The 25,062-nt window shown below is 37.7% G+C and carries 28 protein-coding genes; 6 read left to right on the forward strand and 22 right to left on the reverse strand.

The genetic code is table 11. The annotated features are described in order from the left end of the window. Positions 1-99 precede the first annotated feature (99 nt). The 8 genes from UB51_RS10230 to UB51_RS10265 form a co-directional block, all read right to left on the reverse strand. Positions 100-1,065, reverse strand: a complete 966-nt coding sequence (locus tag UB51_RS10230) for an NAD(P)H-dependent flavin oxidoreductase (protein ID WP_044877209.1) — start codon at positions 1,063-1,065, stop codon at positions 100-102. Between the two features lie 219 nt (positions 1,066-1,284). After that, positions 1,285-1,851 (reverse strand): nitroreductase family protein, encoded by a 567-nt coding sequence (locus tag UB51_RS10235; protein WP_044877210.1) that lies wholly within the window; start codon positions 1,849-1,851, stop codon positions 1,285-1,287. A 201-nt stretch (positions 1,852-2,052) separates the two neighbouring features. Further along, positions 2,053-2,379 (reverse strand): AzlD domain-containing protein, encoded by a 327-nt coding sequence (locus tag UB51_RS10240; RefSeq protein WP_044877211.1) that lies wholly within the window; start codon positions 2,377-2,379, stop codon positions 2,053-2,055. Continuing rightward, positions 2,355-3,098, reverse strand: a complete 744-nt coding sequence (locus UB51_RS10245) for an AzlC family ABC transporter permease (protein ID WP_044877212.1) — start codon at positions 3,096-3,098, stop codon at positions 2,355-2,357. Before UB51_RS10245 ends, UB51_RS10240 begins: the two co-directional genes overlap by 25 nt. Before the next feature lie 146 nt (positions 3,099-3,244). Then, on the reverse strand, positions 3,245-4,153 hold the full coding sequence (locus UB51_RS10250; RefSeq protein WP_044877213.1) for an aldo/keto reductase: 909 nt from the start codon (positions 4,151-4,153) through the stop codon (positions 3,245-3,247). A gap of 33 nt (positions 4,154-4,186) precedes the next feature. Beyond that, positions 4,187-5,431, reverse strand: a complete 1,245-nt coding sequence (locus UB51_RS10255) for a DUF445 domain-containing protein (RefSeq protein WP_044877214.1) — start codon at positions 5,429-5,431, stop codon at positions 4,187-4,189. Between the two features lie 47 nt (positions 5,432-5,478). Further along, entirely contained in the window at positions 5,479-5,940 is a 462-nt protein-coding gene (lspA, locus tag UB51_RS10260; protein ID WP_044877215.1) for a signal peptidase II, read from the reverse strand. A 78-nt stretch (positions 5,941-6,018) separates the two neighbouring features. Next, positions 6,019-6,297, reverse strand: coding sequence for a hypothetical protein (locus tag UB51_RS10265; protein WP_044877216.1), 279 nt, complete (start codon positions 6,295-6,297; stop codon positions 6,019-6,021). A gap of 134 nt (positions 6,298-6,431) precedes the next feature. Here UB51_RS10265 and UB51_RS10270 point away from each other — a divergent pair, with 134 nt between their 5' ends. From UB51_RS10270 to UB51_RS26385, 5 genes are all read left to right on the forward strand, one after another. Next, complete coding sequence (locus UB51_RS10270; protein ID WP_044877217.1) at positions 6,432-7,664, forward strand: aminopeptidase; 1,233 nt, start codon at positions 6,432-6,434, stop codon at positions 7,662-7,664. A 30-nt stretch (positions 7,665-7,694) separates the two neighbouring features. Continuing rightward, positions 7,695-8,927 carry an aminopeptidase gene (locus UB51_RS10275; RefSeq protein ID WP_044877218.1) on the forward strand — a complete coding sequence of 411 codons (1,233 nt, stop codon included), beginning with the start codon at positions 7,695-7,697 and terminating at the stop codon, positions 8,925-8,927. A 35-nt stretch (positions 8,928-8,962) separates the two neighbouring features. Then, complete coding sequence (locus UB51_RS10280; RefSeq protein WP_445322361.1) at positions 8,963-9,727, forward strand: SDR family NAD(P)-dependent oxidoreductase; 765 nt, start codon at positions 8,963-8,965, stop codon at positions 9,725-9,727. Positions 9,728-9,900: 173 nt separating this feature from the next. Continuing rightward, positions 9,901-11,088, forward strand: a complete 1,188-nt coding sequence (locus tag UB51_RS10285) for a pectin acetylesterase-family hydrolase (RefSeq protein WP_234405598.1) — start codon at positions 9,901-9,903, stop codon at positions 11,086-11,088. A gap of 35 nt (positions 11,089-11,123) precedes the next feature. Beyond that, the gene (locus tag UB51_RS26385; protein ID WP_052675852.1) at positions 11,124-11,771 is read left to right on the forward strand and encodes a TetR/AcrR family transcriptional regulator; all 648 of its coding nucleotides are present in this window, start codon (positions 11,124-11,126) and stop codon (positions 11,769-11,771) included. 259 nt (positions 11,772-12,030) lie between these two features. Here the strand turns inward: UB51_RS26385 and UB51_RS10295 are convergent, their stop codons facing one another. The 5 genes from UB51_RS10295 to UB51_RS10315 form a co-directional block, all read right to left on the reverse strand. Next, positions 12,031-13,197, reverse strand: coding sequence for a hypothetical protein (locus UB51_RS10295; RefSeq protein WP_044877220.1), 1,167 nt, complete (start codon positions 13,195-13,197; stop codon positions 12,031-12,033). Positions 13,198-13,401: 204 nt separating this feature from the next. Next, complete coding sequence (locus UB51_RS10300; RefSeq protein ID WP_044877221.1) at positions 13,402-14,403, reverse strand: AI-2E family transporter; 1,002 nt, start codon at positions 14,401-14,403, stop codon at positions 13,402-13,404. A 248-nt stretch (positions 14,404-14,651) separates the two neighbouring features. Beyond that, the gene (locus UB51_RS10305; protein ID WP_044877222.1) at positions 14,652-15,431 is read right to left on the reverse strand and encodes a CPBP family intramembrane glutamic endopeptidase; all 780 of its coding nucleotides are present in this window, start codon (positions 15,429-15,431) and stop codon (positions 14,652-14,654) included. Positions 15,432-15,455: 24 nt separating this feature from the next. Continuing rightward, a complete protein-coding gene (locus tag UB51_RS10310) occupies positions 15,456-15,842 on the reverse strand; it encodes a hypothetical protein (protein WP_199925001.1) in 387 nt (128 codons plus the stop codon). A gap of 149 nt (positions 15,843-15,991) precedes the next feature. Then, positions 15,992-16,795 (reverse strand): inositol monophosphatase family protein, encoded by an 804-nt coding sequence (locus tag UB51_RS10315; protein WP_044877223.1) that lies wholly within the window; start codon positions 16,793-16,795, stop codon positions 15,992-15,994. Positions 16,796-17,104: 309 nt separating this feature from the next. Here UB51_RS10315 and UB51_RS10320 point away from each other — a divergent pair, with 309 nt between their 5' ends. After that, on the forward strand, positions 17,105-18,379 hold the full coding sequence (locus UB51_RS10320) for a chitinase (protein ID WP_044877224.1): 1,275 nt from the start codon (positions 17,105-17,107) through the stop codon (positions 18,377-18,379). A 162-nt stretch (positions 18,380-18,541) separates the two neighbouring features. Here the strand turns inward: UB51_RS10320 and UB51_RS10325 are convergent, their stop codons facing one another. From UB51_RS10325 to UB51_RS10365, 9 genes are all read right to left on the reverse strand, one after another. Next, a complete protein-coding gene (locus UB51_RS10325) occupies positions 18,542-19,303 on the reverse strand; it encodes a DUF4184 family protein (protein WP_082063098.1) in 762 nt (253 codons plus the stop codon). A 140-nt stretch (positions 19,304-19,443) separates the two neighbouring features. Next, positions 19,444-20,169, reverse strand: coding sequence for a hypothetical protein (locus UB51_RS10330; protein ID WP_052675853.1), 726 nt, complete (start codon positions 20,167-20,169; stop codon positions 19,444-19,446). Between the two features lie 40 nt (positions 20,170-20,209). Beyond that, the gene (locus UB51_RS26390; protein WP_052675854.1) at positions 20,210-20,449 is read right to left on the reverse strand and encodes an aminoglycoside adenylyltransferase domain-containing protein; all 240 of its coding nucleotides are present in this window, start codon (positions 20,447-20,449) and stop codon (positions 20,210-20,212) included. Positions 20,450-20,607: 158 nt separating this feature from the next. Further along, on the reverse strand, positions 20,608-21,315 hold the full coding sequence (locus UB51_RS10340) for an SDR family NAD(P)-dependent oxidoreductase (RefSeq protein WP_044877226.1): 708 nt from the start codon (positions 21,313-21,315) through the stop codon (positions 20,608-20,610). 295 nt (positions 21,316-21,610) lie between these two features. Beyond that, the gene (locus tag UB51_RS10345; RefSeq protein ID WP_052675855.1) at positions 21,611-22,249 is read right to left on the reverse strand and encodes a GNAT family N-acetyltransferase; all 639 of its coding nucleotides are present in this window, start codon (positions 22,247-22,249) and stop codon (positions 21,611-21,613) included. A gap of 123 nt (positions 22,250-22,372) precedes the next feature. Then, the gene (locus UB51_RS10350) at positions 22,373-22,612 is read right to left on the reverse strand and encodes a DUF3951 domain-containing protein (RefSeq protein WP_144407103.1); all 240 of its coding nucleotides are present in this window, start codon (positions 22,610-22,612) and stop codon (positions 22,373-22,375) included. Next, complete coding sequence (locus UB51_RS10355) at positions 22,596-23,417, reverse strand: GNAT family N-acetyltransferase (RefSeq protein WP_044880044.1); 822 nt, start codon at positions 23,415-23,417, stop codon at positions 22,596-22,598. Before UB51_RS10355 ends, UB51_RS10350 begins: the two co-directional genes overlap by 17 nt. Positions 23,418-23,523: 106 nt before the next feature. Further along, entirely contained in the window at positions 23,524-24,294 is a 771-nt protein-coding gene (locus UB51_RS10360) for a hypothetical protein (protein WP_044877227.1), read from the reverse strand. A gap of 309 nt (positions 24,295-24,603) precedes the next feature. Then, entirely contained in the window at positions 24,604-25,020 is a 417-nt protein-coding gene (locus UB51_RS10365) for a hypothetical protein (protein ID WP_234405599.1), read from the reverse strand. Positions 25,021-25,062 lie beyond the last annotated feature (42 nt).

A 25,062-nucleotide genomic window follows, 5' to 3' on the forward strand; every position in this document is an offset into this window, starting at 1 on the left:
AGATCAATGTGATCTAGCCATGTACTGATGTGATCACCTATGAATCATTACCTCAGAGAGAGCTTTCCAAACAGAACAAATTTATACCCCAACTCTAATTCAGATCTTCCCTACATGCGCGGACCTATATTCTTCCATAATATTGTCGATAATTTGCTGTACAGATAGTATCTCTTTAATCTCGTGCACTCTGGACCCGGCAAAAACCAACCCGTTCCGAACGTCCCCTCTAAGAGAGGTGAGTAAAGATTCCATCGTGCAGAATCGATGTGAGCAAACTTTAAGACAATTATGGCATTTGGCTATTTTTATTTTGGCATCATCGCTGATCAGATCTGTAAATTCATTTCTAATTGCTCTTCCCAGCAAACCTACTGTGGACTTGACCAATACGGTATCACCTTCTCGGGCATCCACATATTTCTGTTTGAATTCTAAGGGGGCATCACATTCATTACTGGCTACGAAACGGGTACCCATTTGTACACCGGATGCGCCGATCTGGATTGCCTTTGCCACATCTTTTCCTGTCAAGATCCCACCGGCGGCAATGACGGGAATTGTAACTTCCTCTACTACTTCAGGAAGGATATCAAACATGGATCTGTCTGTTCCCAAATGTCCTCCTGCTTCAAAGCCTTCTACCACAACAGCTGCTGCACCTAATTTTTCGGAAATTCTGGCTAATTTGGCAGAAGAAACAATAGACACCACGGGTGTGCCATATTCTTTTCCCCATGCATACACATCTCTAGAAATTCCGGCCCCAGAAATAATGAAATCCACCTTTTCTTCTAAAGCAACCTTCATCTTTTCGGCATAGTCCTTCATTGCAAATAGCACGTTCACACCGATATATCCAATCCCTCTAGAGAGTTCTCTTGTTCTACGAATATGGATTCTCAATTCCTCCGTAGTTATGCCTGTACCGGAAATAGTACCGATTGCACCAGCATTGGCAACCGCAGAAGCAAGGCCACTCAGGGAAATTCCGACACCCATACCTCCTTGAATAATAGGTACCCTTGATTTAATGTGCCCGAATTGTATGATTGGAAGGTTCAATTACGCACCTCTTTCACTGTTTTTTGTGGATCTTTAATAAGACTCGAAAGGAGTAATACCGATAAAGATATCACAAATAAAGATTTACCGATGTGATTATTCATGCTCAGGGCCAACGGTATAAATCTCATTAACATACGAAAACCCAAGTGACTGTCCTGCTGGACGTTCACTTGGGTTTTCGTATGTTAACTATAGAAATCATATCAGACACTTATACTATGCTTCGTCAATGATACTAATTCTGTCTGCCGCTGGAACACGTTTCTGAGGATTAGGGACTTGAGCTGCATAACCAACATGCAGGCTTCCTACAACCTTTTCACCTGGCTGAACACCTACGGCTTCTCGGAAAGCTGCTTCGTGCATGAATCCGTAACTCTCCCATACCATTCCAATTCCTTGATCCCAAGCAAGTAGACTGAAATTGTGAATGACACAGCTCGTTGAAGCATAGTCTTCTTCTCTAATCGCAATGACTGGATTTTCTTTCATGACAACAATAACAAACACCGGAACATTCATCATTTTGTTATAGAAATTCTGCCCCGCTTCTTTAGCTTTCTCAGGATCACTCTTCAGGAGTCCCTTCCCCTTCGGGTTAAGTTCTGCAATACGCTTCCGACCTTCTCCGTGAACAATAATAAAACGCCATGGTTGAGTCATTCTGTGGTTAGGAACCCACACAGCTGTATCTAGCAGGTCTTTAACTACATCCAGAGAAACCTCTCGTTCCTCAAATCGATGAATGGATCTTCTTTCTCTAATGAGTTGTGACAATTCCATGATATGACCCCTCCTATTCCTTGAACATTGATAAGTATGAATGATTTTATTAATTCGTTTATTGCAAATGATAATCCTTATCATTGTAAATTAGGAATACTAAAATGTCCAATGATTTTCTTGAGATTACTGGCAATTAACCTCGACTTCACACGGAATTCGTGCATATACATTGCTGGTATGCCTCCAATCTATTACAACTTAAAAAGCCCATCGAAGAAACATCATGCAAACAAGGCCCACGAGGACAGTGCCTAGTAAACTCCGAGTCATTAAGGCAACTGCGAATGTCGGTATGGCAGCTAACCATTCCAACCGGGTGACAACCAGTGAGAAATGGCCATCTGCAATGAACAGTTCTTGAGCAATTAAGGCGGACATAACAGCAACCGGAATATGTTGTAGCCAACGAATGAGACCATTAGGTAATTGCATTCGACTGAGCACGACTAACGGGAGAACGCGAGGGATAAACGTCACAAGGGCAGAACCCAAAATAATAATTAAGATATTCCATCTGATTTCCATCTTTCGAACACAACTCCTATCGTAGAACTTAGAACGGCAGCCACGATAATCCCTATACTTCCGGTAAAAATATAACTGGCACCGATCACAATGAGTACCGAACTTAAGGCCACGATCATATGTATAAATAATTTTTGGCTATTATACAATTGAAGTACAAGTAAGCCAATGAACATAGCCGGTAGGGCAAAATCGAGTCCAAATGCTTCTGGATTAGGAATCCATTTACCTAGCAATCCACCTGCGACCGTTGCTAGCAACCAATTCAGGTAAGCCGTTATATTCAGCCCAAGCATCCATTTGTATCCTAATGCTTTCCCACTAGCGACCCGATTCATTGCCACACCGAATGTCTCATCTGTTAATTGGGAACCAATCACTAGATTGTTCCAAACGGTGAGTCGCTTAACTTCGGGTGCAAGAGCAGCACTTAGTAGAAGATGTCGAAGATTTATGAAAAAAATAGTAAAGATAATCGCTGATACCGAAGAGCTTGCAGCAATCATTCCCGCGGCGATAAACTGTCCTGATCCTGCATAGAGTAATGCACTCATGAGAGCTATTTCAGCTATGCTGAGTCCTGAGGTATTCCCGACAACACCTGCCGCAAATCCAATACTTAAGTAACCTAGCAATGTAGGAACACAATCTTTAACTCCTTGTAAGAAGCTATCTTGTGACTTTGAAGTTTGATGATTTATAATCTGATCCATCTCCATGTATTCTAACCTCTTTAGTATTTCTTGATATGATGAACCAATCTCCATGATGTGAAAAAAGGGTAAATCCTAAGATCTACCCCTTTTTCACAATACATCATTATAAGTCATGATATAGATAATATCAATTTTTAATTACTTTTCTATTAACGATGTTGCTCATAGCGGTCTTCCTTGCTATTCTCTCGAATGAACGCTAGTTCCTCCTCAGATAAAGGCGCAGTATCTCCAGCAGCAATATTATCTAGGAGTTGTTGTAACGAACTAGCTCCAGGTACAACTACAGCGACGGCTGGGTCAGCTAACACATACTGAATAGCAATATGAGCCATACTTCGATGCTCTTCAACTAAAGATTGTAATCTTTGGCGTACGTTATGAAGTTCATCAGAACTGTAGTTCATATATTTATTATCTGCTTTTCGATCTCCACCAGCAGATAAGATTCCTTTCGCTACCGGTCCACGAACGATCATACTGATATCATGTTCTGATAGTAACGGTAAGATTTCCTCTTCTGGACGACGATCTAGAATACTATACTGACTCATCACACTTACTATGTTGGATTTCTGTACATACTCACGAATCACATTTGGACGTATCGATGAAACCCCATAATAACGTATAAGTCCTTCTTGTTTTAATTGCTCAAATGCTTCAATGGTCTCGTCTATAGGATCTTCCATCGTTCCACCGTGAAGTTGATATAGATCAATATAATCCGTCTGCAAACGTCTCAAACTTTCTTTGACTTCAGCAATGATATATTGTTTAGATGGGTCCCAGATCCAGCTGTCTTGACCTTCAACACGTCTGTTGCCAACCTTAGTACTTAGAATAACCTGATCACGACGACCTTGGATAGCCTTGCCTACGATTTCTTCATTGCGCCCAGCATCGTATAAATCAGAGGTGTCCAAGAAATTCACACCCTGTTCCAAGGCTTGATGTATCAATGGTATGGCAGATGACTCTTCGGTCCCAAGTGACATACATCCAAGACCGATCTCACTTATCAACAGATCGGATAACCCCAGTTGTCTTGTCTTCATTAGTCAACCCCCTTTCTACAAACCCAATCTACATTAGACCACCATATGGAGCACAGTAAGAAGGATACCAATAATAAAACCACATAAAGCTCCATTCACTCGGATCCACTGTAAGTCATTACCCACTTTATCCTCTAACATTTCCACTAGCGTTTGATCATCCATTTTGTCCAAATTATCTTTAACTAAGAGTGATATTCGATAATAATTTGATTCCACAAGGTTGACAATAAGGTTTAATAATCCTTGCTCCCAACGATTAACTAAAGCTTCTTGCTTATTTAAAGTCGTTACCACCCAACGGAATGAGGATAATATGATACGTCCACCATTGTCATATTCTCGATCTAATTTAAGAAGCAATTGACCTCTCAGCTCCCCCAATTGATTGAATATGAACCTCTCCGTACTTTCATCTATTAGCTTTGTCTCTATCCATGATTTAATTTGATGAGTTACAGATGGATTTAGAGCGGCCGTTGTTAGCTGGACCCTTATCTCTTGAAGGATTCGTTCCCGATAAGCACTATCTGAATTAGATAGATCTTCTATAGAAGAAACCAATAAGCCTGTAAGTAAGGAACCTAGCTTCTCCTCACTCATGAAACCTATGAATGCCTGAATAGCGAACCCCTTCATACCTCCAACCTGTAGGTCTTGTAATTTACTGTGTACAATTTGGCCCAATAAAACTTCTGTCTCCGGCTTACTAGCCCACTTCTGACCATAATCCAAGGCATAGTCTAACACTTTTTCATCATATCGCTTCTCAACAATAGAGATCGCCGTTTGAGCGACTAGTGGCTCTAATTCTTTATTTCTTACATAACTCACCATCGCAGTCTGAACGGAGGATGCTACTTTCTCAAGTGGAAGGGCTTGAACCAGCGATTTAGTAGAAAAAACGATATTTTTTCGAACCTCGCGCTTACGAATCATTCTGAAAGCACCCGAAGCTAGCGCTTTAAATACTTTTGCCTGACGTAATTTGTTCTTGATGCTTTCTTTATTCAACAGTTCCGTTTCCATGGCTGCAATTAAAGAATTTACAATCTTAGTCCGATTGCTAAGAAGCAAAGAGGTGTGTGGAATTGGAATGCCCATAGGATGACGGAATAATGCGGTAACCGCAAACCAGTCTGCGAAACCACCGACGAGCCCAGCTTCAAATCCACCCTGCATCAAGCGAACCACAATATTTTGAGGCATGAACAAAGTGAGTAGGAATCCAATTCCCATGATGATGAGTGAGGAAGTTGCTATATGTTTGGTTCTCATGTGATCCTCCTAATAGTTTGTTTGTTAAAGTTGCTACACGAATATGATCATACCATTGACGTTCTCTTTTTCCGTCTTGTTCTAGTAAATACCATCCCAATGATTATAAGTATTACCCCGAAATTGATCGCTATATCTGCTAAATTCATAATTCCAGTATTAGAACCTAGGACTATGAAATCAGTAACCTTGCCGCGCCATACCCGATCTATAGCGTTTCCTATAGCACCACCTGACAACAATCCTGTGCCCACATTCATGATGAACCCTTGTAGTTCACCCTTCTTTCGGTAGTACACGATGACGATGACAACGAGTATGGCTAATATAGCAAACAAACGTCCATATCCCTGAAAAGAGCTAAAAGCGGCTCCACTATTCTCATAGTAATTAAAGTGTATATAATCATTACCCCAAAATTTGACCTCACCTAGCTCCATGTTGGAACGAACCCATATCTTCGTGATCTGATCTAACATGATAATGAATATCGAGAGTATATAAAACATGTCTATTTCCCCCCATCCACAACATGTACTTTCTAAAACTCAAAAAAAACCGTGCGAACACACGGTTGTGTACTTCTCTTACTCCGAAGCTGTCGGCTCCATTGAATCCAGCGCTGCATCTAGCAATTGATCGAATAGATCATCATCTTCTTCGATCAATTTATCGATCGTAAGTAAATCCTCTTCCTTACCGGATTCCTTAGCAAAGTTGATACTATAATCCCACTCTTTTCCCCTTTTGCTAAAGAAGGTTAGCTCGTACGAATCTTTATATCCTTCAATACTAAACAGGGTGTGACCGATAAAGTGTCCATCTTCATTTTTCTTCATATCTGCGCTCTCAATATGTACATTCATTTTACAGTGTTCTCCTTTGATTAAAATATGTTTCTATAGTATACCATTTTTGCGATAAATACATGTCAGTTTTCATTATGCTTGCCAATTTAGTACAATAACTGTTGAGTAACTAAAAATGTGGAGGTATACATATGACTGATTTACAACAACAATTGAACAAATATGCCGATTTAGCTGTTAGAGTCGGAGTGAATGTACACAAAGGTCAGACTCTTGTAGTAAATGCCCCGATTAGTTCAGCTGAATTCGTTCGGTTAATCGTCAAGAAAGCATATGATGCAGGAGCCAAAACAGTTAAAGTCAACTGGAGTGACGAAGTTGTTACACGTCTGCAATATGAATTAGCCGCAGATGAAGCATTTACTATACCCCCAAAGTGGTATGCAGGTGAATTGATTGAACTTGTAGAGAATGGAGCGGCTGTTCTTTCCGTTCTAGCTGAGAATCCTGATCTACTAAACGGAATACCGCAGGAACGAATTTCCACAGCTCAGAGAACTCGTGGGGAAGCATTAGCGAAGTATCGGGCATACGGACAGTCAGATAAATTCAGCTGGTGTTTAGTCGCTGTACCTTCACCGGAATGGGCAGCTAAAGTTTTCCCTGAACTCCCACCCGAAGAGCAGGTTCAGAGTCTATGGGAAGCAATTTTCCATACCGTTCGTGTCGACCAAGATAATCCTATCGAAGCATGGCAGACTCATCTTGATACACTTGAGTCCAAGTCTAAAGCGCTCAACGCCAAGAAATATAAGAAACTTCATTATACTGCACCTGGTACAGACCTTACCATTGAATTACCCAAAGGTCACATCTGGGCTGCAGGAGATAGTACAGACGAACAAGGACATCACTTTGTAGCTAATATGCCTACAGAAGAAGTATTCACAGCACCACTTAAGACAGGTGTTAACGGAACCGTGAGCAGCACTAAGCCTTTGAGCTATAGCGGTAATATTATTAACAATTTCTCTGTGACTTTTGAGAATGGACGCATCGTTAGTGTATCTGCTGAGCAAGGCCAAGAAGTACTTGAGCATCTAGTCGCGATGGATGAAGGTTCACACTACCTTGGTGAAGTAGCCCTTGTACCCCATCAATCTCCAATCTCGGAATCGAACATTCTATACTACAACACATTGTTTGATGAGAATGCTTCCAACCATTTAGCTATCGGGAGTGCCTATGCATTCTGCATCGAAGGTGGCAAAGATATGAGTAAAGAGCAGCTTACTGAGCATGGGTTGAACACGAGTATCACGCACGTCGACTTCATGATTGGCTCGGCTGAGATGGACATTGACGGTATTACAGAGGATGGTACAGTAGAACCTTTATTCCGTAACGGCAATTGGGCATTTTAATAAAAACTACTAGATAATGGAGGAATACTCATGCTTAGTTATGAACAAAAATTAGATAATTATGCAACTTTGGCTGTTAAGATTGGTGTCAATATCCAACCCGGTCAGACCCTAGTATTGAACGCGATGATCGACGCAGCCGAACTAGTCCAGCTTATTGTGCGTAAAGCTTATGAAGCAGGTGCAAAGCTTGTTAAAGTGAACTATTCAGATGAGGCTGTATCTCGGATGCGTTATGAGTATGCATCGGATGAATCCTTTCTAGAAGCACCCAAGTGGTATGCAGGTGAGGTGGAGGAATTGGCTGAGACAGGCGCAGCTTTTCTAACGATCCTCTCTTCAAGTCCTGATATGCTTAAAGGCATAGACCCTGAACGTATTGCTAACCATCAACGAACGTATGGTCAAGCACTGTCTAAGTACCGTCAATATCAACAAGCCGATAAGATGAGCTGGAACGGGATTGCCTTCCCTTCCCCAGATTGGGCAGCGAAAGTATTCCCAGATGTGGCACCCGAAGAGCAAGTAAATAAACTGTGGGATGCTATTTTTGCAGCTGTACGTGCAGATCAACCAGACCCTATTCAGGCTTGGCATGATCATATCGAAACACTTCAAGCAAAGTCAGATGAACTTAACAGCAAGAAGTACCATAGCCTCCAATTCGTGGCTCCAGGTACGGACCTGACTATTGAATTACCGGAGGGTCATATTTGGGCACAAGCTGGAAGTGTGAATGAACAGGGCGTATCATTTGTAGCTAACATTCCCACGGAAGAAGTGTTCACAGCACCGCTGAAGACAGGCGTTAACGGTACTGTGAGCAGCACCAAGCCTTTAAGCTATGGCGGTAATATTATTGATGGTTTCTCTCTAACTTTTGAGAATGGACGTATTGTGAGTTACAGCGCTGAGGAAGGTCAAGATACACTTGATCGTCTCATCAACATGGATGAAGGCTCTCATTATTTAGGTGAAGTTGCTCTAGTTCCTTTCCACTCTCCTATTTCTCAAAGTAATATTCTATACTACACTACGTTGTTTGATGAGAATGCATCTTGTCACCTTGCTATCGGCAGCTCCTATGCCTTTAATATTGAAGGTGGTAAGACTATGACCTCCGAACAGCTTGCTGACAAAGGAATGAACGCTAGCATTACCCACGTCGATTTCATGATGGGATCACCGGAGATGGATATCTATGGTGTAACGCAAGATGGAGTAAAGGAACAAATCTTCCTTAAAGGCGATTGGGCTGTCTAATCGTAATCTATCATCCTTGGGAGGATTGAACTTAGATGCTGAATGTAGATTTGCAAGGTAAAACGGCATTGATTACAGGAGCTACCGGTCAGCTAGGAAGAGTTATGGCACGTACATTAGCTGATTGCGGCGCAAATATCGTTGTTCACTATCGGGGTAATGAAACAAAGGCTATCGAATTGAAGCAAGAGATCGAGTCTATCGGTCGTAGCTGCATGATTGTACAGGCCGATGTGACCCAATTTGATGACGTCCTACGTATGAGAGATCATATATTCAATCATTTCAAGACTGTTGATATCATAGTCGCCAATGCTGTGATCCAGTATGAGTGGAAGTCGATTCTCGACCAACCTCTTGAAGATTACGCTAGTCAGCTAGATACATGTGTCATGCAAAGTGTCTATTTGTCCAAAGCTTTCGTACCTGCCATGATCGAACGTAAACAAGGTCGTGTCATTGGAATAAATACCGAATGTTCGATGCAGAATGCACCTGGCCAATCGGCCTATGTGGCTGGTAAAAGAGGTATGGATGGCATTTATCGTGTACTCGCAAAGGAAATTGGAGCGAATCAGATTACGGTTAATCAAGTCGCACCAGGCTGGACCATCAGTGAGAATGACCGCGAAAATAAGACAGAACATAACGAAGCATATGAGCAATCTGTCCCATTGAAACGTAGAGGTACTGATCAGGAAATTGCGAATGTCGTAGCTTTCCTAGCCTCTGACTTAGCTAGCTTTATAACCGGTGCCTACATTCCCGTTAATGGTGGCAATGTTATGCCTGCTATCTAATCACAAGATATTATGGTCTAATGGATTACTCCGGAAATTGGCGATAGCCTTCGCCAGTTTTCGGATTTTTTTGTATATACAAATCCCCTCACTATTAGGTATTCAAGAACACTAATTGCACATATTGTGCAATTAGTGTTCTTGGCGTATACTCAATAAAGGGAGTGATGGATATGAGAAAACTAGGTAAAATAACCAAAGTATTTGTAATCAGTCTATTATGCGTCATTATAGTGAGCTCTGTTGCAATTTATGCTTTTGCTATTAAGAGACCCACAACAATCCCTGTTATGGCCGATACCAAACCCTATAAATGGAACAAAGTCACCCTTGGCGAAAAGGTTCTCTCAAGCGATGGATCGGAGTATTACTTATGGACCAAAAAAGGAGAAAACCCGAATTGGATTATCTTCTTTTCCGGCGGAGGGGTCAGTTGGGATGCAGAAAGCGCCTCGCACCCGATTAAGATCATGAATTTCATGACAGGCCGTGATACGGGGAACTATTTTGCCAACATTCCGTTCTACATGCTAACGTTACTCGGTGGTATGCTGGCAACCGATAATCCCGACAATCCCTTCAAAGAATGGAATGTCGTGTATATTCCCTATTCGACTGGTGATTTCCATGTCGGCAATAATAGTGCCGAATATAAGAAAAAAAATGGTAGCAGCTTTACCATGCATTACAATGGTAAGAATAATGTACAGAGTAGCCTAGACTGGATTTATGCAAATGTAGATAAACCCGATAAATTGCTGATCGCCGGTGAAAGTGCGGGAGGATTCGGGTCTGCCTTTTGGGCAAATACCATTGCCAAACACTACAATGAATCGGAGATCTATCAATATTCTGACAGCTCCTATTTAAATTCCGACAAATGGCCAGATATCGTGAAGAACGAGTGGCATGCAGATTTCAAACAAACATTCGGATTTTCCCCCGAAGCGGATTTAATTGGGTCAGCTGTTAAAGCCAACAGCCACCTATTGCCTGCAAATGCTGTTTTATTGCAATCCTACTCACTCTTTGATGAGATATTAATCCACTTTCAGAATAAAATTAATGATTACACAGGACCTTTTGATCAGCGGAACGTTGCCGATTGGTCTCGCCAAATGAGGGAATCTACCAAGGCTTTGGATTCGTCAATTCCGAATTATTATTACTATTTAACAGATTATGGCTTGAATGCCAAGACAGGAACAACCCCGCATACGTTTGCTACACGTGAAACCTTCTATAAGGCAGAACAAGATGGCGTTAAGCTGCTGAATTGGCTGGATGATATCATTAATAAGCAGAAGAACTATTCCGTTGGACATAAATTTATCGAAGAATTGGATAATGGGCAAGATTAAGAGACGAACATCCAAAGGAGTGGCAGAAAGACAATATGAAATTGCGGGAAAAGCAGACCCGGATGACCCGGGAGATCATTAAGAGAACGGCACTCGGTCTGTTCTGTGATAAGGGAATTGAAAACACGGATATGTCTCTAATAGCGGAGACAGCGGACGTTGCACGCCGAACGTTGTATCATCATTACAAGGACAAGGAAGAACTGGCTGCAGAGATTTATACGGAAAATTTGAATACGATGTTCGGACAATTGTTACCTGACTTTAATTTTGAGCGACCGCATCAATCGCTGGAAGCAATTTTGGACAAATATCTGATGCTTAGGGAGCAATCTGAGTCTCTTCTCTATTACGATGCAATCTTTAATACGTATTACAGCACACTCTCCAAGAATCCAGCAGAATTACCCGATTACAAAAGAATTATGGAAGAATGGTATGGCAAGATCGTACAGCTCGAAGCGGTTTCTATGGCTTCGGATGAACGAGCAAAGTGGCTGGAAATGCTGTTTATGTCCACTCATTTGTTTTTTAGCTACTTGCAGAAAGCCGTCATTATTACTCATCAAACAGGTGGACTTCTAACCGAGGCTGACCGAGAAGCAGATCGAAAATTCAAGAATTTCATTATAAACAGTGTAAAATACAACCAGCTGGCGGATGATTCTTTTATAAATGAATGAAAATGAGATTACTCGAAAACCTTTGACAAAAAGGGCTCACAAAAGTCATTAAAAACGAACCGCTCCTGCAGGTCGATCTGAGTATCGAATTCTAGTTTAGTGACTTATTCCCTGAATTAAGCTTACGTGGTCTTCCTTACGCCGATTGATTCAGTCCCTATAAACAAAATTCCAGTCAAAACACGAGACTAAAAGTGTTTTGACTGGAATTTGTTTCACTATCGTTTCCTCGTTATAGCGAGGAGGCTTATTTGCTTTCCTACCCCATCTCACTACTTATCTTCACCAATTTTTCTCCTTGTTCTAAAAGTGTTTCATAATCATAGTCTTCTTTAATTTCTTTTATTTTATTTTCAGAAATATCATTTATTTTAAAGTACTCGATTAAAATTTCATATTGTGTCTTTCCTAGTTTAGTTGAACTATCTTCAATAGCTTCTTTCCATGGAATATTTGCTTTATCCATCATTAATTCAAGAGCTGAACCCGTCTCATATCGCATACTCCTCTCTAAGAACCTTGGAGACTCTGCCTGTCCACTAACAATAAAATCGAATGCTTGCATAAAAGTAACGTGATAAGGCTCCTGCTTTTTTGCAAGCACCCTAAGGTTTCCGCCTGCTAATTGACTATAACGATACTCTAAGTATCTTGCTGAACCTTCAATCGCTTCTGTTTTTGTTTCACCTATTAACTGTGGCCACTTTGTATAACGATAATTACGTACTAAGGTCCAATCATATAAAACTTGTTTGATCGTTTCGGAATTATTATTCATCATGGCCTTATCTAATAGTTTGAACTCCAATCCCATTAACGCATAATTTTCTTTATTTATAGGATAATCAGGAATGTACTCTGCATCATTTGCGTCATATGTCCATTTTTTTTGTTTATAAGCATGAAAAGACTCATGTAATAAAAAAGAAGAAAAATCAAAATATAAATCTGGATCACTAAACATTTTAGGATAATATTTCAAGTGAAATATTTCAGTGTTATTAATATTTAGTGTCCCGAAATTCCCAGGAGCCCACGTAGAAATGGTTCTTAAATCAAAATGATTTAAGCGATATACCTTGGGTAAATGAAAAGACTTCGGTACTTCTATTTCTTTTGCAAATATACTATTTTCTATTTGCTTTACATTCATTGCATAAGCTTCTTTCCTTATAAATCCATTCGATTTATTGCTACGAATAAGAATTAACGGTTTTTTTTCAAAATGGTAATCTTCATTCCAAAGCTTGTCACTGGATTCTTCAAAATGGTTATATATAGTTGATAATTCTCTTAACATGCTTTGATCCGTTTCATTTAATGACTCAAATTTTGTATGATAATTTTTATTCAACATGATGCTTACCAACAAAATCCCTACAAATACCACTAATGAGATTAGAATTACTTTTACAAGTTTCTTCATCTTATACTCCTTTTGAAAGTCACAATTCTTATGATGAATAAGATTATCAATCCTTATATGATGCCCAAAAGAAAATAATTGAAATTATCAATGATTTTCTTTTTTATAGTCTTAGTGAATTCATGTCATATTTTCTCCAAGAAAAAAACGCTTGGAGAACCAAGCGTCGTTACAAACTTATACGGAAAGTTATTCATCGATTAGTTATTCAGACTGCTCAACTTCAAGTACATCCAACAGGAACATAAATATCGGAATTCCAATAATCAATCCCCATATGCCCATGTAATGCTGTGAGAAAATCAGAATAATAAACGTGTAGAACATAGGTAGCTTCGTCTTATGAGCATATAACTTGGGATTAAGGAAATATGTCTCAATTCCATGAATAACTAGGATCATCACAATGGTCCAGACTACCAAAGATAAACTACCAATTTGGTATGCAATGATACCGATCGGAATGAACGAGATAATGACACCTGCAACAGGAATAAGACTAAACAGGAACACCATAATCGTAAGTGCAAATAAATACGGAAAGCCCATAATCCATAGACCTATGATCGTCAGAACGGTATTGAATACTGCAATGAGCAGCTGGACTTCTATAACTTTTCCGAAAGAAGAAGTGAATTTTCTACCGAAATAATTAAACTCACTGTACACCCAACCTATTTTACTTTTACGAAATTTCTCTGTGAACTGATCGACCTTGTTTTTTTGCAGAAGATAAAAGAAACTAAGCAGGATAACAAACAGAATAATCTCTAGCCATTTTCCCAACTTCATAATGTAATCTACAGCACTGCCCAAATATTTCTGGTAGTCAATTTTATCCAGCGCATTTGTTAACATCTGGAGGGTTTCATCATTCTTAGAGGAATTTAGAAATCGGTTGATATTATTAATCATATCTACGACTTGATTTACAATTTTAGGTGCATAATTGAAAATTCCAAATATCAATGAGGAAATAAGCAGTAAGTACAGAATTACGTTCACTACTGTGGGAGAGATGGGAAAGATACGGCTTATTTTTTTAGTCACAAAACCTTCAAGACGTCCCATCACGAAAGTAACCAAGAATAATAGAAGTAATAAATTGAGCATATGACGCAGACTATATAATAATAATAAGACCAGCATCAAAAATAAAACCCTTTTTACAATCGATTGAGCAAAAAATGTGCGTAAAGCTTCCATAGGCGACCCTCTTTTTCTCTTTTATTCATCCTCCCTTAATACGGATAAATGTTGCTTACGTTTCACTTTAAAGTAAAAATTTTTCTCTTAATCCATATAAGTTTTATTAACCTACTTATGTATTGATTTCTCCCCTCTATATTTGGTTCAATTAACAAATAAAGGGGCTTATTCATGCGTACACATTGAAATGATGATGGATTCAATGAGTAATGAGTATAACGCTTTAACACTATTAATCAGCCATCTCATTTTATTTGATTCACGTCTATTTTATCTAACGGCGACTTTAGAATACCTAGAAGAATAATTATCCAAAGCGGGGAATTCCCAATAGTATGTACAGCAAATGAAGCCCAAGTTGAACCCGTATGTTGTGCAATCCAAGGTGCTATTAACATTCCAGGAATCATCCCAATAAAATGCCATTTTAAACAAGCATGAATCATCCAGGCCCAAAGTATTCCGTTAATCATCCATGAGTAAGTCCCGAATGTATTTACTTGTAAAGGTAAAATGTACCCTCTCCACATTAACTCTTCACTAAACATTGCAAGGATATGTATTGGAACAAACAAGGCAAGTAGTTTCCAATTTCCCCTTAGTGATATATCGAAAAACTTAGTTGGTGGTATTACAAATTTCTTAAGTGGATTAAATGGTGCTGGTAAGTACCCAGGTGGAGAAAAAAATTTCATCCGTGCAAAATATTTTCCTACTGGTTCTAGGAGTTGATCAAGAATTATTGTCAGAATAACTGCTCCGAATACCCAAAACCAATCATTCGGCTGAAAAGATATAAGATGAAATCGTTCCTTGAACGCTGAAAATGACATCGTTCCCCCGTCTAACCAATAAAAAAAAACGGATAAAGGGAGCAAGATAATGACTGGCATCCATAAAAAGAACCAAAAAGAAAAAATTAATGGGACACCTCTACTCACTGATTTCGGTGTCCAATAGTAAAAACCACAATATAATAACATCCCTGGAATTCCAAATAGCAAAAGTTGCACCCACAAAGACATTATTTATCTCCTTATTGGAATCATCTATAGTATTTTCACTTTATCCTCAAGCTCTTCATAGGCTTCTTTTAACCATGGATGGACGACCTTTAAGGTTTCTTTCCGTTCCCATAAGTAATTGATATATGCAAATGATGCATGTGTTAAAGATTTCTTTAAATGTCTATTCAGTACTTCAATATATGGAGGCACTCCTGACTGATCCCAAGCAATCTTATCTGCAACAAATAATACGTGATCAAGTAAAGTTGCATTTGCCCGTAAAGTCGTATGGCAACCTACGGCATCTAATATTTCTACATCTGTAATTCCAAAAATATTTCTAGCCATTACTTTTGATATCTTTTGATGGATAATCATTGGAAATAGTTCTTCTTCAGGTAAAATATCAATCTGTAAATGTCTCGACACATCTATTCGCTCAATGAATATTGCTTTTCAAATCACTTGAAAACTCAATATGTTCTGTGAGGTGTTTAAAAATGGTATGCATACATACATTCTCTCTTTCTTATATTATGCTGCATTAATGCGTGAATAGGAAGTTTCAGTGGCTTATTCTAGTTACTTAATCCCTTATTGATCATGGATAAGAAATATTCCTTATTATCAGGATGACAGGCAATTAAATAGGGTTCCTCGTTCATCCCATTAAAGGGATTTCCCTCAAAATCGATTACAATACCTCCTGCTTCTTTCACCATAAGTATCCCAGAATATAAATCATCACCCTCCGAGTTATACAGGATAATACCATCAAGGTCACCTTTGGCTAACATACACCACTGTATGGTTGGAGCCCATAACCGCATCATTCTCTTGCAATTGATATCTATATATTGTCTTAATTTTACTGCTTTTTCTTCATTTTGGACTTTGTGCCCTTGTATCCATCCCAGATTAAATCTCTTATTTGTATCTTTCTTTTTCATTTGGAGCCGTTTATCATTACAGAAGGCGCCCTCATGGATGCAGGATATAAATAATCGATTAATCATAGGCTCAAAAATAACCCCAAGCACTGGCTCCTTCTTATACATTAATGTTATGGATGAAGAAAACACAGGTAAACCAATTGCAAAATTATTGGTGCCATCCAAAGGGTCTACTAACCATAGCCATTCACTTTCCTGTCCATTATCACCTGCTTCTTCACTATGAATTTTATGCTCTGGAAATACTCTATTAATTTCTTTAAGAATTAATTCCTCTGCTAAGAGATCTACTTCCGTAATTACATCACCAAAAATATCTTTTTCTTCAAGAAAGGTGAATTCATCAAATCGATTTTTAGCTATTTTTCCTGCTTCAAGAATCACCTTACTAGACAACCTCTTAGCATCTTCTAATATTCTCACGTCCATAAGTCACCTCATTATCCATAGCTTTTTCTTGAAACCATATTGGCATAGTGTTACTTTTTTACTTAGAGTGAATTCTATATGTAATCTTTTCTATTTTACTATATACTTCATAGTTTATCACAATTATATACTCATCTGGATATAACTACTCATTCTCAGCTATGGTTACATATTCAACACTCTGTATGGCGTAAATCCTGTTTCCTTCTCCAACATTTAGAGATGAAAATGAAGTTAGTACTCAAATCAAACATGATTTCACACAAACAAGAATAGACTTGAATAATTCCAAATAAAGGAGAATGTTAAATGGCTGAATGGAAACATCCTTTTTCAAACAAATTAATAAATCGCGCAATGTGCTTGGCGTTAGGCACCGTGCTGCTCGTCACACCACTTACAGCCTTCGCTACACCCACCGTATCAAGTGTGACTGGCTCCACATCTTCGCAAGTGAAAATTAGTTTCAATCAAAATGATAGCGCTTACTTCGACTATTATGATGGAGATAGTACTTTGGAAGTTGGTGAAAGCCGTGTCCTAAGCAAGAGAGAGATAAGAAAAGAGTGGGATGGAATCGATCCGGATTACAGTCCTGAGCGTGCTGTTGAAGCCGTTAAAGCGGCCCTGCCGCAGAAAGATTATGAAGAGCTATTTCCTTATCGGCTTGGATCAGAAGAATGGCATAAGGCAGCCAAAGGAAAAGAGTATTATAAAGAAAACCAAAGCGATTATTACTCTTATGACAACTTAATTAACGCAGTAACTGAAGTCGCTAACATTAAATATAAAGTAAGAAACCGAGAAGGCAGCGATACGATACAAGAAGTGTATAGACTGGATAAGGAAGCGAAAGTAGAGACACTCGTTGCACGTTCGGTCGATTTCTACTCAGATAAGAACCGACAACAAGCTACTACAACCCAGATCGTGGATTATGGTACTTTCCTAAAAGAAGGCACCAAGATCAATCGGAAGAGAGAGCTGGCTGCGTTACTAGCGAATCTTGCACATGAAACCGGTGGTGGATGGGATGCAGCACCCGGAGGTCCACTAAAATGGGGATTATTCTGGAATGAGAATATTGCCGGAAGAACTGGAAAAAATCTAGATCCTTTCGTCGACCCAGCTAGCAGTGAGCTATACCCTGGTATCAAGGAAAAACGGTACTACGGCCGTGGACCCATTATGCTAAGCTGGAATTTCAACTATGGATTGTTTAGCTCCATTATTTATGGCGATAAGAACGTGTTGCTAAAAAATCCTGAGCAGCTCGCCGTGGACGGAAAAACTGGTTTTATGACTGCCATCCTGTTCTGGATGACACCACAATCTCCTAAACCTTCCGCTCATGATGTTATGGTAGGCAAGTGGAAACCGACAAAAGATCAAGCCGACAAAGGACTTAAGCCAGCTGGATTCGGTATTACGATCATGGTTCTTAACGGCCTAGAAGCCAACCTTGGCGAGACTGAAGGAACAGGAGTCAAACGCCGTGCCGGACATTACCGTGATATTACAGCTAGAATGGGTGTAGATATTACCGATGAGAAGGTCGATACCTTAGGAATGCAACCATTCTAGAATACAGCTTCTAAAAGTACACAATAATAACAAAAGGACTACTCGCTGTCCTTTTGTTATATATCCGCTTTAACCCTCTCGGACCAATAATGCTATCACAACGATCGTGAAACAGGAATCCAGCCCAAAAGATCTTCAAAGGTATACCAGAAATCTAAATCTTTAGTTCTTTCGAAAAATCAAACTTGCAATAATGACCCCAAGAAAGAATCCTGATATGGAAGAGACAATAATGATTCCGATGATATTTGTACTTGTAGTAAAGACTAACTTTGCAATGATGACGCTTATCGCTGTTATAAGTACGATTAACCAATACACTAGCTTTCTCTTCAAACTGATTCTTCTAAAGGGTTTTGTTGAATAAGGAGCTTTACGTATTAACACAACTATTAAACACATCTGAACCACAATACCAATGATGGAAAGTGAGTATTGAAGTAACTTGTACAATGGAATAATAAAATAACTGTTTTGTAAGAATGGGTAATTCATGACAAGGAATCCCGATTTATGAGTGAATGAATCTATAAATATATGACTATAGAATCCAACCACAACAGATATTAAAAACACAATCCAATTCGAAAATTTCCGAAAGTCAAAATATCTAATGAATGAGTATGACTTCATATCGATATTAAACGTGGAAGGCAGATGAAGTATGAAAGGCTTCATTATTATTTGAAGTAATAATAAAATGACTATACATAGGGGAATTCCTTCTAAGAATAGTCCCCAATGTGTATGACCTATGATTTGATATGGCTCTAATGCAATAAAATACTCAAAATCAGGAGACATACTACCAAGAACAAGCCCAACTAAGCTAAAATATCGAGGTTTAATATATTTAATTGGAAATGAATATAATGGATGTGCAAATGTAAATGGCAAAGCATCACTCCTCGTTAAACAGATCATCTACTATGATACTTCCAAGTATTACATATTCACTAATTTTTAATCCATTTACTTTCCCGAAATTCGTGCTTTAGAATGCTCATTGTTATCGAATCATGGTATTCATGGTTATAAAAGAGAATTTATTCCGAACTTCCTCTTTAATCTTCTCTGATTACCTTCCAAGATTTGTTTACATTCGAATATTCAATAATAACTTTATATTCATCTATATGTTCTTTGAAATCATAGACTTTATCCATGTCTGTATAATGACCCACTGATGCTATTGGTATCTTTAATTTACCTCGGGTCTTTATTATTTTGGATAGATCAATAAATAAACCTTCTCTAGTACATTCTAGGAGTATTGAAGAAATATCACTGGGTAACTTCGGAAATAATCTACCCGTTAACAAACCCAATTTATTAATAATTACATTTGATAATAGGGATTCATAATCTCTCAAGTCAGTCACATAAAGTTTATTGAACCAACCATCATCATGAGCATAATAGGCAAATCGATTCATTGGTATGGATTTCATAGGTTTAGCCATGTGCGAAAAAAACAATAATTCGGCTATCTGACCATTACTCAACCTATTTAAGTCTTCCTCTTTGGCGAAATCCACCCAGCAGAAATTACCGTATCCATAAACATCATCATCAAGTAATAGTTCAATCTCTAGTCTTGTAACATATTCGAAATTGGTGTGTTGATTCCTCCTAGCATAATCAAAGTGATGGTTAAGTAGTATCAAGTTCTCCGGTCTATTAGGTATTGAATTAATAAATTCAAAAAATTCTATTCCATAGGAATAAAAACACTGTTGATCATTAGTTCTACTTACGTAAATTAAATCTCTAATTTTATTCTTTTTCATCGAAACATCCCTCATTAAATGAATTGTTAAATCTATCATTTCAAAATTTGTTGTTACATTGTTCCATAATATAGTTCATATATGTAATTGCTTCTTGTTTTCTTTTAATTTTTGATCGGTAGAGTGATTTTGTTACGCCTTGTCTTACATTAATTGATTCTTGAATTATCTTGTGCCAGTGTTTTGGTACAACTTTTAATGCATATTCACCCGCTCTAGCCTTATTTGTAATATCGTGTTCCTGGTGAACAACAAACGAGTGATCCCAAGTACTCCCCATTCAATCTCTGTTCTTCTTATGTAAAGTAAGTATGAGTTAAATGAGAATCGATTTATCGATTTTTTTATCCAGTTCTTCCAGTATGTATTTAAGTTCTCATGCAGATTAGATTTCATAATATTCTCTCCATCTTTCCAATTAGAAGCATATCTAAGATCTCACCAAGGCATGTCTTGAACTAATGGTTGAACAAAAAGTCCTGAGCTATTAATATCAATTGTCCCTATCCATTCATAAATATTCTCTGCAGCTATTGATGGATCTGTATTTGCATCAGTTGACCTACCTCTTGTTAACAACTCACCCGGATGAATTGCACACACTGTTATATTGAAACGCTTAACTTCTTGACCCAAACATATTGTAAACATGTTCTGAGCAGCTTTTGCCATTCTATATGAATATGAGAATCCTCGATCTTTAAATTCTCCTGAAGCCATTCGTGTTAAGGAACCGAGTCTTGAAGAAACATTAATTATTCTTGGATTATTTGATCTTTTTAATTGAGGAAGGCAAGCTTGTACTGTTCTAATAGGACCTAAACAATGAATATTAAATAGATTATTAACCTCTGCGGTTCCTAATGTCTCTATTAAATATTCCGAACCTGAAATACCTGCATTGTTAATCACGACATCTAGCGATTCTGTACTATTCTCTAAGATCAGTTTAATGCTGTTTATGGACTTATCCTCTGACAAATCCGCCACTATTGGTCTACAGTTATATGGGAATTGCGCTCTAATTGTTTCTGCCGATTCCTCCGTTCTAACTACAGGAAAAGTAAAGAATGCATTTGAATTGAATACTTTCAGCAATTCGAGACCTAAACCTCGATTTGCACCTGTTATTAAAATACTCTCCATAGAAACACCTCCGAGAATAGAGTTCAACTCTTTCATGTAACTAAGGCGCAACCAAATAGCGTAAATAGGTTGTTATCTGGTGTATATTCCTTATTCAAGTCCAATTCGGCCGAATGATCCGATACGTGAATATAGTATTGTACTATGTAACATGGCTCTCAAGTCAGCTAATAAAATCTTGTATCCTTCTCCCATTCTCTATTCGCTCTTTAAATTGCCCACTGCGGAAAGCGGTTTTATATGATAGGCATACCTTCTCTTATCGCCTTTAATATCAAGTTTTTCCTTCACCTAATCACAATCTCTTCTTAATCCTATACCAATATGTATATGATTCTTTGTATCCGAGTTTACCATATCCTTGATTTCTATATTTACTGTCCGTGATGATATCATAAAGTCCAACATAGTTTCCTTCAATCACACCGACTCCGCATGCAACAGGAACCGAATCAACATAAAGTATAAAAAATCCTTTCATTAAATACGACTTTGATAACAATTCTTTTGTTATCCTTACATTAGAATCTGTAAGATTTTTAAATTTAGTTAAAATTTCTACCCATTCGTTGTTAATTTCAGTAGAAACAATGGCATCGTTTAATAGAGATTCTTCAATCTCGGATAAGTCTACTGTCTGCACACTGGAAGGTTCAACAATATAGTAGCCCAATCCTTCTAAGATACAGTCGATATTAACTGGATTAACAAACGGAGTTACTTTAAAAATGGTGTCCAAGCCAACGTCTGTATAAATATTCTCACAGGACTTAATCTTTTCTTGAATATTAAGTTCATTGGTATCGTATATAGGACTTATTGAATTCGATCTCTTGGTATATCCATTAGCAAAACGCAAGAGCCAACCATCATAAACAAAATTTTGTAGAGCAGGCCAAGCATTTAGTGAGTATTCTTCAATTTTCTTAAACATTCACTACAACGAATTGCATCGGTCAGACTAATGTTATGTAATTAATTCCCTCAATGTGAAGACCTCATTGTAATTATTGAATGTATTATGCTCCTGAATCCAATTATTCACCAAGTTCTCCTGTTATTTATTGTTGTTCTTATCTTTATCATCACCTTTGTCATTCTCTTCCTCAGTCTCCTCTTTTTCTTCATGAAATTCAATATTTGTTTGGCTAGTAATATAATCGAATGGCGTATAATTACTGCTCGGTAATTCTTTCTTCGTAATTATCTTACGATCAGCATAGAATTCTATTTTCAGCAAGCGCTGATTATGAATTAGAGCCTTATTTGTATTAGATAATCTATAATTTAAACTCATAACCTTTAAAACTAAATTCTCTTTTAAAACCCACTTGTTGTGCAACTGCATTTGATGGATAATTCACTTCCATACAATCCCAATACGGTGTAAAACCATTAGAGAAACAATGCTCTACAAAAGAATGAACAACATTTTGTGCAAGCTTTTTCCCTTGAAAGGATTCAATAGTTTCAATATCAATTCCATGTATTTCATTGTAACGAAATCCAGTAATGCATAGACTAGCAATTTCATTTTTATGCAAAACACAAAATCCAATACCATTTTCAAAAAAATCATTTTCACTTTCCCAGAATTTTAATATTTTGGATTTTAAAAACTCTTGATTCAAAATTGTATCTGATTCTAACATGTCTCTAGTTACCCTTTTGATAACAAATGAATGATCAAGGTTATGTCTACCCTCTGTTTTATATTCACGAGAGGATAAAGTATATACATTTTGATCCCATGATCCTAATTCCCTATCACTAAAGATTTCTTCGAATGTAATATACCAACTTGAATGGTTACCGATACATTCAAACCATTCAAGGCCGAGTTCTTTAGCCTGTACTGTGATTACTTCGTCAATATACTTTTTAATTTCCTTATTAAAGAGATCATTTTTTGAATCGCCAATAAAAATAAAGCCATCCAAATTGCCTAGCCATATCATAGCAGAGCGTGGTTTTTCAATATTATCAACAAATATTCTACCTGGATTTGTTCCCGCTACTATCGCCTTTTCTTCAATATTAACACCACGATTCACAATATCACTACACCTATGAAATTGACTTCTTTCTAATTCGTAAATCATCTTGTCACTCCCTTTTAATTTGATATCATTTATTATTTTTTGGAATTTCCGCTGATTTCCTATAAGCGTGAACACATTGTTATATGATGGTGATGCCTTCATCGATTTACTCTACAATAATCTCTTTTAAGAATTTATTCAGGGTATTTACAATATAAAGCTTCTCAATGTTACCTTCTTCATTTTTCAAATTAACCACTTCCAATATCGAACGCTTGAGCCCTTCACCCCACTCGACAGAATCAGATATTTCTAGTGTATAATTTGATAAATCTCCAGTCTTATCTTGTATTACTGTAATTGGATCATAGTGTTTAAGACCTTTATAAGGATTTCTAATAAAAATACGTTCTCCTATGTATGCTTCTTTTATTTCATCGTTAGCTGTTTCTAAGGTAAGGCGCATCCTTATTTCATCCCCAGCAAACAACAATAGACCTTTCCCTTTTCCATACTCATCATCAAAAGTGAATTCTGCACTTTTATCATTATTTATAGTGAAATCTGCACAAGAATCTGTTACTCGATCCGGATTATATAAAAAGAAACAAATTGAACCAGACAACCCATCCTCAGCTTTACTACCAATATCAATACTATTTTCCGATTCGTTATTTTGATACAGATTGTATGAATCATCAATCCATGACCCATTACTTTTCACTAATAAATCTCTTAATTCTGATTTTGAATTTTCTTCTGGTATATCTGTTTCATCTTTTGTTTCAACTTTTATTTCATCCTGTATAATCTTATTACTCTCACTTATAATCTCTACAGAAGATAGTTTTTTCTCGCCTATCAAATTACAAGAAATCAGTGGTACTACTAGTAGTAAACCAAAAATAATCATCATGATTCTTGATTGATATCTCAATTAGGTTCCTCCTTAGATTTGCATTACTTTCACATAACATTGCGTATTCACGGACCCTCACTGGCTTAAGGGTCATGAGCTCCGGGCCCGACGGACTTAGCCAGTGCAAGGTTAACTGATGAATCCACTTCATCGAAAATACCTCAAGCAGACCAATGGTCCGCTAGGACCCACCGCGTGAATATGCTGTTAGACGATACCTGTGCCATCTCGAATCAACATTCAAAAACTGTCTTGGTCTTATTCGTCTTATTGTTCTTATTGCCCTTATGATTTCCATCTGCTCTCTTGTCACTACAGCACATGCAACTATAGTCTTTCTTCATCATCGTTATACTCATATAGTTTTACAGAATCAAAATTGGATGAACTTAGAAAATCATTAAGATATTTTTCTTGTTCTTCGATAGGTACATGATATGGTGGTGCTACATCTTTTAGATTAGCAAACAATACCCACCCTACGTCTTCATTGGGAAACTTACATTTCCCTTCTAAATCTTTATTTGGGTATATTTCTACATATACTTGCTTTTCTTTATTCAAATTCAAATTCCAATAAAAATATTTATAAATATATGGAAGTCTCGCATTCAACATACCTTTATTATTGCTTTTTGAGAAGGTTCTATTAAGTGGTTCCAAAAATTTATAAAGAGCATTCATTAGTGCCTTTTCATCCTTACTTGTGCATAAAAAACCATACTCCATCATTTTATTCATCATAAATCCTCCACAAGAAATGATTAATGCATTTAATAATCCCCC

Origin of the sequence: Paenibacillus sp. IHBB 10380, assembly GCF_000949425.1 — a bacterium.
GTDB lineage: Bacteria > Bacillota > Bacilli > Paenibacillales > Paenibacillaceae > Paenibacillus_AQ.

Bases quoted from the DNA above. Each gene is read 5' to 3' on its own strand.
- UB51_RS10350 (WP_144407103.1), bottom strand. From the start codon at position 22,612: ATGAGTTTAAATTATAGATTATCTAATACAAATAAGGCTCTAATTCAT.
- UB51_RS10300 (WP_044877221.1), bottom strand. From the start codon at position 14,403: ATGGAAGCTTTACGCACATTTTTTGCTCAATCGATTGTAAAAAGGGTT.
- UB51_RS10240 (WP_044877211.1), bottom strand. From the start codon at position 2,379: ATGGAAATCAGATGGAATATCTTAATTATTATTTTGGGTTCTGCCCTT.
- UB51_RS10315 (WP_044877223.1), bottom strand. From the start codon at position 16,795: ATGGACGTGAGAATATTAGAAGATGCTAAGAGGTTGTCTAGTAAGGTG.
- UB51_RS10305 (WP_044877222.1), bottom strand. From the start codon at position 15,431: ATGTCTTTGTGGGTGCAACTTTTGCTATTTGGAATTCCAGGGATGTTA.
- UB51_RS10285 (WP_234405598.1), top strand. From the start codon at position 9,901: ATGAGAAAACTAGGTAAAATAACCAAAGTATTTGTAATCAGTCTATTA.
- UB51_RS10235 (WP_044877210.1), bottom strand. From the start codon at position 1,851: ATGGAATTGTCACAACTCATTAGAGAAAGAAGATCCATTCATCGATTT.
- UB51_RS10250 (WP_044877213.1), bottom strand. From the start codon at position 4,153: ATGAAGACAAGACAACTGGGGTTATCCGATCTGTTGATAAGTGAGATC.
- UB51_RS10345 (WP_052675855.1), bottom strand. From the start codon at position 22,249: ATGTTTAAGAAAATTGAAGAATACTCACTAAATGCTTGGCCTGCTCTA.
- UB51_RS10355 (WP_044880044.1), bottom strand. From the start codon at position 23,417: ATGATTTACGAATTAGAAAGAAGTCAATTTCATAGGTGTAGTGATATT.
- UB51_RS10295 (WP_044877220.1), bottom strand. From the start codon at position 13,197: ATGAAGAAACTTGTAAAAGTAATTCTAATCTCATTAGTGGTATTTGTA.
- UB51_RS10320 (WP_044877224.1), top strand. From the start codon at position 17,105: ATGGCTGAATGGAAACATCCTTTTTCAAACAAATTAATAAATCGCGCA.
- UB51_RS10340 (WP_044877226.1), bottom strand. From the start codon at position 21,315: ATGGAGAGTATTTTAATAACAGGTGCAAATCGAGGTTTAGGTCTCGAA.
- UB51_RS10275 (WP_044877218.1), top strand. From the start codon at position 7,695: ATGCTTAGTTATGAACAAAAATTAGATAATTATGCAACTTTGGCTGTT.
- UB51_RS10265 (WP_044877216.1), bottom strand. From the start codon at position 6,297: ATGAATGTACATATTGAGAGCGCAGATATGAAGAAAAATGAAGATGGA.
- UB51_RS10270 (WP_044877217.1), top strand. From the start codon at position 6,432: ATGACTGATTTACAACAACAATTGAACAAATATGCCGATTTAGCTGTT.
- UB51_RS10280 (WP_445322361.1), top strand. From the start codon at position 8,963: ATGCTGAATGTAGATTTGCAAGGTAAAACGGCATTGATTACAGGAGCT.
- UB51_RS10255 (WP_044877214.1), bottom strand. From the start codon at position 5,431: ATGAGAACCAAACATATAGCAACTTCCTCACTCATCATCATGGGAATT.
- UB51_RS26390 (WP_052675854.1), bottom strand. From the start codon at position 20,449: ATGGGGAGTACTTGGGATCACTCGTTTGTTGTTCACCAGGAACACGAT.
- UB51_RS10245 (WP_044877212.1), bottom strand. From the start codon at position 3,098: ATGGAGATGGATCAGATTATAAATCATCAAACTTCAAAGTCACAAGAT.
- UB51_RS10330 (WP_052675853.1), bottom strand. From the start codon at position 20,169: ATGAAAAAGAATAAAATTAGAGATTTAATTTACGTAAGTAGAACTAAT.
- UB51_RS26385 (WP_052675852.1), top strand. From the start codon at position 11,124: ATGAAATTGCGGGAAAAGCAGACCCGGATGACCCGGGAGATCATTAAG.
- UB51_RS10325 (WP_082063098.1), bottom strand. From the start codon at position 19,303: ATGATCTGTTTAACGAGGAGTGATGCTTTGCCATTTACATTTGCACAT.
- lspA (WP_044877215.1), bottom strand. From the start codon at position 5,940: ATGTTTTATATACTCTCGATATTCATTATCATGTTAGATCAGATCACG.
- UB51_RS10365 (WP_234405599.1), bottom strand. From the start codon at position 25,020: ATGATGAATAAAATGATGGAGTATGGTTTTTTATGCACAAGTAAGGAT.